Origin of the sequence: Nocardia sp. BMG51109, assembly GCF_000526215.1 — a bacterium.
Classification (GTDB): domain Bacteria; phylum Actinomycetota; class Actinomycetes; order Mycobacteriales; family Mycobacteriaceae; genus Nocardia.
The window spans coordinates 2,164,035-2,177,816 of the sequence record NZ_JAFQ01000004.1; the positions used below are offsets into that span (position 1 = coordinate 2,164,035).

7 protein-coding genes are annotated in these 13,782 nt (G+C 68.8%); 2 read left to right on the plus strand and 5 right to left on the minus strand.

Annotation, left to right across the window (positions count from 1 at the left end):
• Window positions 1-10 precede the first annotated feature (10 nt).
• Window positions 11-229 (minus strand): RNA-binding S4 domain-containing protein, encoded by a 219-nt coding sequence (locus D892_RS0111280; RefSeq protein ID WP_024801340.1) that lies wholly within the window; start codon window positions 227-229, stop codon window positions 11-13.
• A gap of 191 nt (window positions 230-420) precedes the next feature.
• Here D892_RS0111280 and lysX point away from each other — a divergent pair, with 191 nt between their 5' ends.
• Complete coding sequence (gene lysX / locus D892_RS0111285; protein WP_084161026.1) at window positions 421-3,792, plus strand: bifunctional lysylphosphatidylglycerol synthetase/lysine--tRNA ligase LysX; 3,372 nt, start codon at window positions 421-423, stop codon at window positions 3,790-3,792.
• Window positions 3,793-3,862: 70 nt separating this feature from the next.
• On the plus strand, window positions 3,863-4,495 hold the full coding sequence (locus tag D892_RS0111290) for a histidine phosphatase family protein (RefSeq protein ID WP_024801342.1): 633 nt from the start codon (window positions 3,863-3,865) through the stop codon (window positions 4,493-4,495).
• Window positions 4,496-4,606: 111 nt separating this feature from the next.
• On the opposite strand, the gene D892_RS0111295 is transcribed toward D892_RS0111290, so the two are convergent.
• From D892_RS0111295 to D892_RS40935, 4 genes are all read right to left on the minus strand, one after another.
• The gene (locus tag D892_RS0111295) at window positions 4,607-5,527 is read right to left on the minus strand and encodes a cutinase family protein (RefSeq protein WP_084161027.1); all 921 of its coding nucleotides are present in this window, start codon (window positions 5,525-5,527) and stop codon (window positions 4,607-4,609) included.
• A 367-nt stretch (window positions 5,528-5,894) separates the two neighbouring features.
• Window positions 5,895-7,364 (minus strand): glutamate synthase subunit beta, encoded by a 1,470-nt coding sequence (locus D892_RS0111300; RefSeq protein WP_024801344.1) that lies wholly within the window; start codon window positions 7,362-7,364, stop codon window positions 5,895-5,897.
• Between the two features lie 86 nt (window positions 7,365-7,450).
• Window positions 7,451-12,145, minus strand: a complete 4,695-nt coding sequence (gltB, locus tag D892_RS0111305) for a glutamate synthase large subunit (protein ID WP_024801345.1) — start codon at window positions 12,143-12,145, stop codon at window positions 7,451-7,453.
• A 765-nt stretch (window positions 12,146-12,910) separates the two neighbouring features.
• Entirely contained in the window at window positions 12,911-13,573 is a 663-nt protein-coding gene (locus D892_RS40935; protein ID WP_024801346.1) for a chorismate mutase, read from the minus strand.
• Between the last annotated feature and the right edge of the window lie 209 nt (window positions 13,574-13,782).

Here is a 13,782-nt window from a genome sequence, read left to right on the forward strand (position 1 = left end):
GCCGAACAGGTCAGTCCCCCACGCGGACCCGGTGCCCGGCCAGCGTGACCACGTCGCCGCGGTGCAGCTGCCGGCCGCGCCGCAGCTCGACCTCCTCGTTGACCCGGACCAGGCCCGCGGCGATCACGGTCTTCGCCTCCGAGCCGGTGTCGATCAGGTTGGCCAGTTTCAGGAATTGTCCGAGCCGGATGACTTCGTCACCGATCGGCACATCGACTGGATCCGACATGGAATACATCATTACCTTCCGGGCCCGGGGTGGCCGCACCCAGGCCCTGCCGGCACGCCGGGACACGCCCGGATTCGGGCAAACGTCCGACATCCGGTTCGGGCGCGAACTCCCCCGCGCGGCAACCGAACTCGCCAATGGCGCAAACGCGCCATCCAGGCTCCGGCACGCCGAGCCGATCGGCCCCGGACATGCCCACCCACATTCTGCGCTCGAGCGGGGTGAACATTCACACTGATGCGGTGACTTCCACGCAGGACCGGCAACACCAGGACACCGAGCACAGACCGCGGTCATCCGAAGTACCGCACCGCGGCCACGGCCGATTGAGCGAGGTGCCCCACCTGGTGGGCCTGGTTCTCGGCGTGTTCGCCGTGCTGTGTGGTCTGTGGAGCATCTCCCCCGGCCTGCGCTTCATCACCCAGGTCCCCCGACACTATCTCGACACCTACTATTTCGACGCCCCCGACACCAGCCTCGTCTGGGCCCTGATCGTGGGCCTGCTGGCCGGGGCCACCGCGAGCCGCAAGCGGATCGCCTGGTGGTTACTGGTCGCCTACATGGCCCTGCTGGCGGTCGCCAACGCCCTCGAGTTCGCCGACGAGCACGACGTCAACGATCTGGTCGCCCTGGTCGTGCACGCCGCGGTCATCGGCCTGCTGATCGCCGCCTGGCCGGAGTTCTACACCCGGGTGCGGCGCGGCGCGGCGCGGACCGCGCTGGGCGTCCTGATCGGCGGGCTCGCGGCCGGCTCCCTGCTCGGCTGGGGCCTGGTGGAGCTGTTCCCGGGCAGCCTGCCGCGCGGCGCGGAGCGCCCGCTGTGGGCCGTCTCCCGGGTGACCGCGGCGATCCTGGTCAGCAACGACAACTTCGACGGTCACCCGCCGCACCTGGTCGACCTGCTGCTGGGCTTCTTCGGTTTCGTGGCCCTGATGGCGGCGGTCGTGGTGCTGTTCCGCACCCAGCGGGCCTCCAACGCGATGACCGGACCGGACGAGTCGGCCCTGCGCGGCCTGCTGGAGCGGTCCGATGTGGAGGATTCGCTGGGCTATTTCGCCACCCGCCGCGACAAGGCCGCCGTCTTCGCGCCCAGCGGCAAGGCAGCGGTGACCTATCGGGTGGAGCTCGGAGTATGCCTGGCGTCGGGCGATCCGATCGGTGTGCGGGAAGCCTGGCCGCAGGCCATCGACGCCTGGCTGCGGGTCGCCGACCGGCACGGCTGGGCGCCCGCGGTGATGGGCGCCGGCGAACAGGGCGCCACCGCCTACCGCCGGGCCGGGCTGTCGGCGCTGCGGCTGGGCGACGAGGCCATCCTCGACACCCGCTCGTTCACGCTGGCCGGCCCGGAGATGAAACAGGTCCGCCAGGCCGCCAACCGGCTGCGCAAGCAGGGCTTCACCGTGCGGATCCGCCGCCACAGCGAACTCACCCCGGACGAGACCGCGCAGATGATCTCGCGCGCGGACACCTGGCGCGACACCTCGACCGAGCGCGGCTTCTCGATGGCCCTCGACCGCCTCGGCGACCCGCTGGACGGCGACTGCCTGCTGGTCGAGGCCCTCGACGCGGACTCCCGGGTGTGGGGCATGCTGTCGCTGGTGCCGTGGGGGCGCGCCGGGGTGTCGCTGGACGTGATGCGGCGTGATCCCCAGGGCCCCAACGGGATCATGGAGTTGATGATCTCGCAGCTGGCGCTGTCGTCGGCCCGCTACGGCATCGTCCGGATCTCGCTGAACTTCGCGGTGTTCCGTTCGGTGTTCGAGGAGGGCGCCCGGATCGGCGCCGGGCCGGTGCTGCGGCTGTGGCGCAGCGTGCTGATGTTCTTCTCGCGCTGGTGGCAGCTGGAGGCGCTGTACCGATCCAACGTGAAGTACCAGCCGCAGTGGGTGCCCCGGTTCTTCCTGTTCGAGGATCGCCGCCAGCTGCCGCGGGTCGCGATGGCCAGCGCGCTGGCCGAGGGTTTCCTGCCGCGCCTCGGCAAGCAGCAGGACGCCACGGTCCACACCGGCCTGCATCCGGCGGTGCCTTCGACCATGCGGGACCTGCGCGCCGACGGCAGTGCGCCGGAGCCGCCGCCCGCCGAACCGGCGCAGGTCAACGGTCGCCGCCCGGAACAGGTGCGGGTTCGAATGGACAAGCTGGAGCGGCTGGAGGCCGCGGGCGTCGACGCCTACCCGGTGGCCTACCCGCCGACACACACCGTGGCCGCGGCCAGGCGCTCGCCCAAGGGCACCACGGTGCGTGTGTGCGGGCGGCTGTTGCGCATTCGCGATTACGGCGGGGTCGTATTCGCCGTGCTGCGCGACTGGTCCGACGAGATACAGGTGGTGATCGACCGCGGCCGGGTCGGCGCCGACCGCGCCACCTCCTTCGACGAGTACTTCGATCTCGGCGATCTGGTCGAGATGAGCGGCCAGGTCGGGCGCAGCCGCCGCGGCGAGCTGTCGCTGCTGGCCCAGGACTGGCGGATGATCGGCAAGTGCCTGCATCCGCTGCCGGACAAGTGGAAGGGCCTCGCCGATCCCGAGGCGCGGGTGCGCCGGCGCTACGTCGACATGGCCGTCAACATCGAGGCGCGCGAGCTGCTCGCCAAGCGCAGCGCGGTGGTGCGCTCGCTGCGGGACACGTTGAACGGCTGGGGATTTCTCGAGGTCGAGACGCCGGTGCTGCAGCAGGTGCACGGCGGCGCCAACGCCGCGCCGTTCGGCACCCACATCAACGCCTACGACCTGGACCTGTACCTGCGCATCGCACCGGAGCTGTACCTGAAGCGGCTGTGTGTCGGCGGTATGGAGAAGGTGTTCGAACTGGGCCGGGTATTCCGCAACGAGGGTGTCGACTACAGCCACAACCCGGAGTTCACGATCCTGGAAGCCTATGAGGCGCACAGCGATTACGAGCGGATGATGCACGCCTGCCGCCAGCTGGTGCAGGAGGCCGCCGTCGCGGCCAACGGGAAATGCGTGGCGTTACGCCCGAAGCCGGACGGTTCGCTGGCCGAGGTGGACATCTCCGGGGACTGGCCGGTGCGGACGGTGCACGGCGCCGTCTCGGCGGCCGTCGGCGAGGAGATCGGCCCCGATACCGACGTGGAGCGGCTGCGGCTGGTGTGCGACAAGGCGGGCGTGCCGCACCAGTTCGGCTGGGACGCCGGGCAGATCGTGCTGGAGATGTACGAGCATCTGGTGGAGTCCCGCACCGAGGAGCCCACCTTCTACATCGACTTCCCCACCTCGGTCTCGCCGCTGACCCGTGCCCACCGCAACGTCCCGGGCGTGGCCGAACGCTGGGACCTGGTGGCCTGGGGCGTGGAACTGGGCACCGCCTACAGCGAGCTGACCAACCCGATCGAGCAGCGCCGGCGCCTGACCGAGCAGTCGCTGCTGGCCGCCGGCGGCGATCCGGAGGCGATGGAACTGGACGAGGACTTCCTCGAGGCGCTGGAGTTCGCGATGCCCCCGACCGGCGGGCTGGGGGTCGGCGTGGATCGCGTGGTCATGCTGATCACCGGCCGCAGCATCCGCGAGACCCTCCCGTTCCCGTTGGTGAAACCGCGGACCTGATCTCGGGCGCGCGTCCCGTCGGCCGGGCCCCGGCAGGAGAGTGCTGCCCGGGTACGGCAGAGTGGAACAGGTGCAGCTCGTTCTCGTCCGTCATGCCCAACCCCGGCGGGACTTCACCGCCTCCGGTCCCGCCGATCCGGAGCTCGCCGAACTGGGCATCGAACAGGCCGACCGCGTCCCGGCCGCGCTGACCCGGATGCAGGGCGGCCCGCACCGCATCACCCGCGTGGTGAGCAGCCCGCAGCGCCGCGCCCGCGAGACGGCCGCACCGACCGCCGGCAAGCTGGGGCTGCCCGTCGATATCGTCGACGGACTCGCGGAGTACGACCGCGACCTACCCTTCTACGTACCGATCGAAGACGCGCGCCGGGAGTTCCAGGAAACCTACGAACGCATCAAGGCGGGCCACCTGCCCGAACAGATCGACGGCCCGGCATTCCTCGGCCGCGTGCTCGCCGCCGCCGAGGAGATCGCCGCGGGTGCGGACCGCCCCGACACCGTCGTCGTCTTCGCGCACGGCGGCGTGATCAATGTGCTGCTGCAGGACGTCCTGGGGCTGGAACGCCCGCTGACCTTCCCGATCGACTACTGCTCGATCACCCGAATCCTGTACTCGCGCACCGGCCGGCGCACCGCGGCGACCATCAACGAGAACGGTCACGTCTGGGACCTGCTGCCGCGCAACCTGGCCGAGCAGGCGTGAAACTCCCGAACTCCCAGGAAACTGCCGGCCGAGAAACCGGGTGGATACGGCCGAGGGCCGCCCGCGCGGGGCGGCCCTCGGTTCGTGTACGAAATCCGGCGAGACCGGGAATTACGCCATGCCGGCGATCCAGTTGCGCATCCAGCTGATGGCGGTCTGTCCGCCGCCGACCGAGTAGTCACCGTAGGAGGTGTGCGTACCGGAACCGTAGAAGCCCTCGAGCTGCTCCACCCGCTGCTTGTTCGCGCCCTCGGACAGCTGCGCCCCCAGCGTCGGAATTCCGCCGTGCGCCATCAGATCACCGATTATCGAACCGGCCTCCAGCTGGTAGCGCCACAGGTTGGCCGCGGTGGCTCCCGACGCCTGGGCCAGGAAGCCCGCGAAGCGCGTGACGAAGTCCTGATCGTCGGTCGAGCAGTACAGATCGCCCTCGGCGCAGATCGTCCGGACCCGGTCGCTGACGAAGCCGAACCCACCCGGCCGCGGCCCGCCCGCGCCGGCACCGGCGACCACCGGGCCGACCTGGACATCGGCGGGCGAACGCCGCGGATCGGAGATCAGACCGACACCCGCGATCCGGTCCGGCGTCACCACGCTCAGGCCGGTACCGATCTCGGCGGCCAGATCGCCGGCCGCGTCGGCGCCCTGGCTGTATCCGACCAGGGCGTAGCGGGTTCCGCCGCAGCGGCCGGCCATATCGTGGATCAACCCGCGCGCGGCATCTATCGCCTGCTTCTTGGACGCCCCGTAGACATCGCCCTCCCAGGGAAAGGCGGTCGCCGCGTACGACACGTAGTCGACCTCCGCGGAGCTCGGCAGCCCGCGCGTGACGCCGGACAGCATGCCCGGGCCGACCATGTCCTCGGGTTTGTGATCGCCGGTCTCCCAGGTTCCTGGGATCGCCACCACGTAGAGGCTCGGGCAGCCCGGATCCGCTGCCGCGGGGCCGGTTCCGAGTGCGACGCCGGTTACCACGCCAGACAACACCGCTGTCGCTGCCCCTGCAGCCGCGACCAACTTCTTCAACCGCATACCGCTCCAGTTCAAGCCCGCCCCAGCACGGGGACATCCCGACCATCTTTGCTGATCATGGTGCGGCAACCGAATTTCCATTCGGTTAACGAAAGGCTAACCGGGATCACTCGTTCTTATGAGCTTGGAAACAGACCAAAGGGCCGGTTCGGTGCCACAACCGACGCTAAGAATAGAGGGCATATACCCGAAGTGCCATTCGACCACCCGAACTCGTCCGATTTCCGTCGCAGCCGCCGGCTCCGCGGGAACGGCCGTGCCCACGCGAAACGACCGGGGCGCGAACATAATCCACTCGGCCGTGGACGAGAAAGTGCCCGCGGCAGCGGCCGCGGGCACTTCCGTGTATTCGGTGCGCTGTCGCCGGTCAGCGCTGGGCGACCGTCGTCGGCGTAATCGGCGACGGCAGCGCCGACTCGCCCTCGAGGAACCGGTCCACCGCGGACGCGCAGGCCCGTCCCTCGGCGATGGCCCACACGATCAGCGACTGGCCGCGGCCCATGTCACCGGCGGCGAATACGCCGGGGACGGTGGTCTGCCAGTCGGTGTCGCGCTTGACGTTGCCGCGCTGGTCGTAGCCCACGCCCAGATCCTCGAGCAGACCGGCCTTCTGCGGTCCGGTGAAGCCCATGGCCAGCAGCACCAGCTCGGCCTCCAGGGTGAAGTCGCTGCCCTCGACCTTCTCGAACCGGCCGTTGACCATCTGCACCTCGTGCGCGTGCAGGGCCGTCACCTTGCCGTCCTCCCCGACGAAGCGCTCGGTGTTGACCGAGTACACCCGCTCGCCGCCCTCCTCGTGGGCCGAGGACACCCGGTACATCAGCGGGTAGGTCGGCCACGGCGTGGACTCCGCGCGGGTCTCCGGCGGCCGCGGCATGATCTCGAACTGATGCACGCTCGCCGCGCCGTGCCGGTGCGAGGTGCCCAGGCAGTCGGCGCCGGTGTCGCCGCCACCGATGATGACGACCCTCTTGCCCCGGGCATTGATTGGGGGCAGGCCGTTCTCGTCGGTGATCGGATCGCCCAGCTGCACGCGGTTGGACTGCGGCAGGAACTCCATCGCCTGATGGATGCCGTCCAGGTCGCGGCCCGGAATCGGCAGATCGCGCGCGATCGTCGCGCCGCCGGCGAGCACCACCGCGTCGAACCGCTCGCGCAGCTGGGCGGCCGTGATGTCGACGCCGACGTTCACGCCGGTCTTGAAGACCGTGCCCTCCGCCTCCATCTGCGCCAGCCGGCGGTCGATGAAGCGCTTCTCCATCTTGAACTCCGGGATGCCGTAGCGCATCAGGCCGCCGATGCGGTCGTCGCGCTCGAACACCGTCACCGTGTGACCGGCCCTGGTCAGCTGCTGGGCCGCCGCCAGGCCGGACGGCCCCGACCCCACCACGGCGACCTTCTTGCCGGTCAGCCTGGTCGGATACACCGGGGCCACCCAGCCTTCGTCGAAGGCGTTCTCGATGAGTTCGACCTCGACCTGCTTGATGGTCACCGGATCCTGGTTGATCCCGAGCACGCACGACGCCTCGCACGGCGCGGGGCACAGCCGCCCGGTGAACTCCGGGAAGTTGTTGGTGGCGTGCAGGCGATCGATGCCCTCGCGCCAATTGCCCCGGTATACCAGGTCGTTCCACTCGGGAATCAGGTTACCCAGCGGGCATCCGTTGTGGCAGAACGGAATTCCGCAGTCCATGCAGCGGCTGGCCTGGGTCTGCAGGGTCTCGTCCGGGAAACCCTCCTCGTAGACCTCTTTCCAGTCCATCAGCCGCAGCGGAACCGGCCGCCGCTCGGGCAGCTCCCTGGTCGTGTGCTTCAGAAATCCTTGTGCGTCACCCATGAACGGCCTCTGCCCTTCGCGCCTTACCAACAAAATTCTCAGCGACGGGCGACCCCGAATGGTGACAGCGCCTCGTCCACATGCAGTCAGCCACGAGCGGCCTCCATGATCGCCTCGCCCACATCCCGGCCGGCCTTCTCGGCCTCGGAGATGGCGAGCAGGACCTTCTTGTAGTCGCGCGGCATCACCTTCACGAAGTGATTCACCTGCTGCGACCAGTCACCGAGAATCCGGTCCGCGACATCGGAACCGGTCTCGTCGCGGTGCCGGGTCACGACGTCGCGCAACCAGGTGAAGTCGTCGCCGGACAGCTGCTCGATCGCATCGGCCTGCTCGGCGTTGACCCTCCTGTCGAAGGTGCCGTCCGGGTCGTAGACGAACGCGATGCCGCCCGACATGCCGGCGCCGAAGTTGCGGCCGGTGTCGCCGAGGATGACCACGCGACCGCCGGTCATGTACTCACAGCCGTGGTCGCCCACGCCCTCGACCACCGCCGTGGCGCCCGAGTTGCGGACCGCGAATCGCTCACCCACCGCGCCGCGGATGAACGCCTGCCCGTTGGTGGCGCCGAACAGGATCACGTTGCCCGCGATGATGTTCCGCTCCGCCACGAACTCGGCGGGGGCGTTCAGGGCGGGCCGCAGGATCAGGCGACCGCCCGAAAGCCCCTTGCCGACATAGTCGTTCGCGTCGCCGAACACCCGCAGCGTGATACCCGCCGGCACGAACGCGCCGAAGCTGTTGCCCGCCGAACCGGTGAAGGTGATGTCGATGGTGTCGTCGGGCAGGCCGGCGCCGCCGTACAGCTTCGTCACCTCGTGGCCGAGCATGGTGCCGACCGTCCGGTTCACGTTCGTGATCTTGGTTTCGAACTTCACCGGCTTGCCGCGTTCCAGCGCATCGGCGGACTGCGCGATCAGCTCGTTGTCCAGCGCCTTGTCCAGGCCGTGGTCCTGGTCCTTGGTGCGGCGGCGGTCCTGGTACATGAACGCCGTCTCGACGTCGTCGAGGATCGGCGACAGGTCCAGCTTGGCCGCCTTCCAGTGCTCCTTGGCCTTGGTGGTGTCGAGCAGGTCGACCCGGCCGATGGCCTCGTCGAGCGTGCGGAAGCCCAGCGCGGCCAGCAGCTCGCGCACCTCCTCGGCGATGAACAGCATGAAGTTCTCGACGAACTCCGGCTTACCCGTGAACCGCTGGCGCAGCACCGGATTCTGCGTCGCGACGCCCACCGGACAGGTGTCGAGGTGACACACCCGCATCATGATGCAGCCCGAGACCACCAGCGGCGCGGTCGCGAAGCCGTACTCCTCGGCACCGAGCAGCGCGGCAATCATCACGTCGCGGCCGGTCTTCATCTGGCCGTCGACCTGCACCACGATTCGGTCGCGCAGGCCGTTGAGCAGCAGCGTCTGCTGGGTCTCGGCCAGGCCGAGCTCCCAGGGACCGCCGGCGTGCTTGAGCGAGGTCAGCGGCGAGGCGCCGGTGCCGCCGTCGTGGCCCGAGATGAGCACCACGTCGGCGTGCGCCTTCGACACGCCCGCCGCGACCGTCCCGACACCTGGCTCGGCGACCAGCTTCACGTGCACCCGAGCCTGCGGGTTCGCGTTCTTCAGGTCGTGGATCAGCTGCGCCAGATCCTCGATCGAGTAGATGTCGTGGTGCGGCGGCGGCGAGATCAGGCCGACGCCCGGCGTGGAGTGCCGCACCTCGGCGACCCACGGATATACCTTGTGCGCCGGAAGCTGCCCGCCCTCACCGGGTTTCGCGCCCTGCGCCATCTTGATCTGGATATCGGTGCAGTTGGTCAGGTAGTGCGCGGTCACGCCGAAGCGGCCGGACGCCACCTGCTTGATCGCGCTGCGCCGCCAGTCGCCGTTCTCCTCGGGCTCGAACCGGGCCGGCGATTCGCCGCCCTCGCCCGAATTCGACCGGCCGCCCAGGCGGTTCATCGCGATCGCCAGGGTCTCGTGCGCCTCGGCGGAGATGGAGCCGTAGCTCATCGCGCCGGTGGAGAACCGCTTGGCGATATCGCGCGCCGACTCGACCTCGTCGATCGAAATCGGATGGCGCCCTTCGGTCTTCACCTTGAACAGGCCGCGCAGCGAGGCCAGCCGCTCGGACTGGTCGTCGACCAGCCTGGTGTACTCCTTGAAGATCTTGTACTGGCCGGAACGGGTGGCGTGCTGCAGCTTGAACACCGTGTCCGGGTTGAACAGGTGATACTCGCCCTCGCGCCGCCACTGGTACTCGCCGCCGACCTCGAGCTCGCGGTGCGCGCGCTCGTTGCGGTTCTCCAGGAACGCCACCCGGTGCCGGGCCGCGACCTCGCCGGCGATCTCGTCCAGGCCGATGCCGTCCAGCGGCGAGTTCAGGCCGGTGAAGTACTGGTCGCACAGCTCCTGCGCCAGGCCGACGACCTGGAACAGCTGGGCGCCGCGGTAGGAGGCGATGGTGGAGATGCCCATCTTGGACATCACCTTCAGCACGCCCTTGCCGGCGCCCTTGATGTAGTTCTTGACCGCCTTGTCGTAGTCGACGGCCAGATCGCCGGTACTGCCGGGCAGCTCCAGCGAGTGCCGCTCGAGCATGTCCTCGATCGACTCGAAGGCCATATACGGATTGATCGCGGCCGCGCCGAAGCCCACCAGCGTCGCCATGTGGTGTACCTCGCGGGCGTCACCGGCCTCCACGACCAGGCCGACCATCGTGCGGGTGCGCTCGCGCACCAGATGGTGGTGCACCGAGGAGGTCAACAGCAGCGACGGGATCGGCGCCAGCTTCTCGTTGGACTCGCGGTCGGACAGCACGATGATGCGCGCGCCGCCGTCGATCGCGGCCGACACCTGCTCGTTGATCGCCTGCAGCGCCTTGCGCAGGCCCTTGCCGCCCTTCTTGACCGGGTACAGGCCGTGCACGACCACCGAGCGCAGGCCCGGATGCGAGCCGTCGTCGTTGATGTGGACGAGCTTGGCCAGTTCGTCGTTGTCCAGGATCGGCGAGGTCAACGTGATCTGGCGACTGGACTCCGCACTCGGGTGCAGCAGGTCGGCCTCGGGGCCGATCATGCTGCGCAGGCTGGTCACTATCTCCTCGCGGATGGCATCCAGCGGCGGGTTGGTGACCTGCGCGAACAGCTGCGAGAAGTAGTCGAACAGCAGCCGCGGGCGGGCCGACAGCACCGCGATCGGGGTATCGGTGCCCATCGAGCCGAGCGCCTCGCCGCCGGTCTTGGCCATCGGCGAGACCAGCAGGCTCAGCTCCTCGGTGGTGTAGCCGAAGATCTGCTGCCGGATCAGCACCCGGTCGTGCGACATGTGCACATGCGGGCGATCGGGCAGGTCGGACAGCTTCGTCGGACCCTCGTCCAGCCACTCCTGGTACGGGTTCTCGGTGGCGAGCTGGGTCTTGATCTCGTCGTCGTCGATGATGCGACCCTGCGAGGTGTCCACGAGGAACATGCGGCCGGGCTGTAATCGGGTCTTCTTCACCACCTTGGCCGGATCGATATCCAGCACGCCGACCTCGGAGGCCATCACGACCAGGCCGTCGTCGGTGACCCACACGCGCGAGGGTCGCAGGCCGTTGCGGTCGAGCACCGCGCCGATGACGGTGCCGTCGGAGAAGCACACCGACGCGGGCCCGTCCCACGGCTCCATCAGGAACGAGTGGTAGCGGTAGAAGGCGCGGCGCGCCGGGTCCATCGACTCCGCCCGCTCCCAGGCCTCCGGGATCATCATCAGCACCGCGTGCGGCAGGCTGCGGCCGCCCAGGTGCAGCAGTTCCAGCACCTCGTCGAAGCGGGCGGTGTCCGACGCGCCCGGGGTGCACACCGGGAAGACCTTCTCCAGACGGTTGCGGCCCTCGTGGTCGACGCCGAACACGTCGGAGTTCAGCAGCGCCTCGCGGGCCCGCATCCAGTTCTCGTTGCCGGTGACGGTGTTGATCTCGCCGTTGTGCGCGACCCGGCGGAACGGATGCGCCAGCGGCCAGGACGGGAAGGTGTTGGTGGAGAAGCGCGAGTGCACGATGCCCAGCGCGGATTCCATCCGGTCGTCCTGCAGATCCAGGTAGAACGCCCGCAGCTGCGGCGTGGTGAACATGCCCTTGTAGACGAAGGTCTGGCCGGACAGGCTCGGGAAGTAGACGGTCTCGCGCCCGACCGCGCCCTCGCCGGGGCCCTGCTTGCCGAGCTCGCGCTCGACGCGCTTGCGCACCACGTAGGCGCGGCGCTCGAGATCCATGCCGGACAGCTGCTCGGACGAATCGGGCGGCGAGGCGATGAAGAGCTGGCGGAAGGTCGGCATCGCGTCGCGCGACAGCGCGCCCAGCGACGACTCGTCGATGGGCACCTCGCGCCAGCCGAGTACGGCCAGGCCCTCTTCCCGGACGATCTTCTCCACGTGGTACCGGGCGCGGGCCGCCTCCCGGCGGGCCTGCGGCAGGAAGGCGATGCCGGTGGCGTAGGAACCCTCGGGAGGAAGTTCGAAGGCGGCGTCCGATTCGGCGAGAACAGCACGGAAGAACCGATCCGGAACCTGGATCAGGATGCCGGCGCCGTCACCCGAGTTGGGCTCGGCGCCCGCGGCACCACGGTGTTCCAGGTTCAGCAATGCCGTAATAGCCTTGTCGACGATGTCGCGGCTGCGGCGGCCGTGCATGTCGACGACGAACGCGACGCCACACGCGTCGTGCTCGTACGCCGGATCGTAGAGACCGGTGGGTCCCGGGTTGCGGTGCTGCCCGTGGGACCCCGGTGACCGGTGGCCAGGAAGTTGCGTCATGCCTCTGCCTTCAAAAATCAGGCCTTCGATGAAATCGGGCCTTCGTCGAACGCTTCCGTCTAGACTGCGCCCGGACGTTTCGGAGACCAGCGGCGCTGATGGTCATCCCGTGCAGTCGACTCTCCAGTTGTCCTACCCGCTTCGATGTCGTAGCCGGGTGCTCGGCGGTAACGGAACTCTTACGAATTCCCTACCCACCGAGCCGTTGTCGCCCGCTAGGCTGGGTGCCACGGCTCGTGGCCGGAACGGGCGATGTAGTCGGACATTTCGTGCCCGACATAAGAGCAAACGATAAGTCAGGACCTGAGCCCAACCAACTTAGGTTGTGCTAATAATGGCTACTACCTGGGCTTCTTCATGGGTCCTCCACTACCTGCGCGTTCTCCAGTGTAAAGCAGGGTTGGATGATCACTGAGTCGTGTTTGCCACTGTTCGCCATCGTCGCGCCGCACCGCTCGCTGTGCCTGCACATACGCCGCAAGATGCCCTCTTACCTGCATCAATAAAGAATTCCCAGGCTCCGCCACGGACAAACCGACTGTAAGGCGGCTAACTTCGCGGTCACGCGAAGGAGACGTTCCGGATACGCGGGAAGCAGGAGGCAGCTGCGTTCAGACCGTACGGCTTGCTTTCCCGGACAAACCTCTCAGCACCATGCCAGCAAACCCACCGCGTGCGGTTTCTCACACAGCGGTGCCCCTCGCCCGGCGACCCGAATCAGGGTGCCGAGCACAGCGCGAATCAAGGTGCCGAGCACAGCGCGAATCAGGGTGCCGAGCACAGCGCGGCGGAACCGCGAACCAGCGCCGCACCGTGCAGCGGATCGACACGTCCCGAGCTCAGCACGCCGAGCGCCGTGCCGGTCAGCCGCTGGGTGCAGTCGGGCCCGGTCAGGAGCGCGCGGCCCCGGGCCAGCTCCCGCACGATGCCGACATTCGCCCGATCGATCACCGGGCGGACGGCGGCCAGGTCGGGCGGTGTCGCGGGCACCGAACGCGAATCGAACCGCCACCGGCCGTGCAGCCCGCGCTGCACGATCTTGTTGGCCTCGATCTGGCCGAGGAACACCTGCCGCACCCACGAGTCCGGCAGACCCAGGTCGGCGCCCAGGGCGGCCATCGAGTCGTAGACCTCGGTCTCGCGCACGGGGTCGTCGATCACCGGTGGTTGTCCGGTGCGGACGGAGGTCGCCCACTTGGCGGCGGCCACCGCGTCGGCGGTGTTCAGCCGCTCCAGCACCAGTTCCACCAGGCGGTCGAGGGTTTCGGGGCCCGCCGTGCCGGGAGTGGCCACAGCGGGGGTGGCCGGATCGCCGGGTACCTCCGCGGCGGCGACCGCCGCCACGGGATCCGCGGGGATCGGCAACAACTGGACGGATACCGCCCCGAACGACATCGCCGCGGTCAGTGCGAGGACGGCGCCACGCATGCGAAACCTCCTGTCGCCGAGCCCGAACCGAATTCCGGGCCATTGTCCATACCACCGTGCCCCATGGATTCGGGAGCGCCCGCGATGTAGCACTCGCCGATGATCTGTGAACCTGACCACATACCCGGGGGCGTACTCGGTAGAACGGGCCCCAGCCTGTCACGCTGTGTCTGATCGCGCACGGTCCTCGGCCGTGCTCGGCGAGGCCA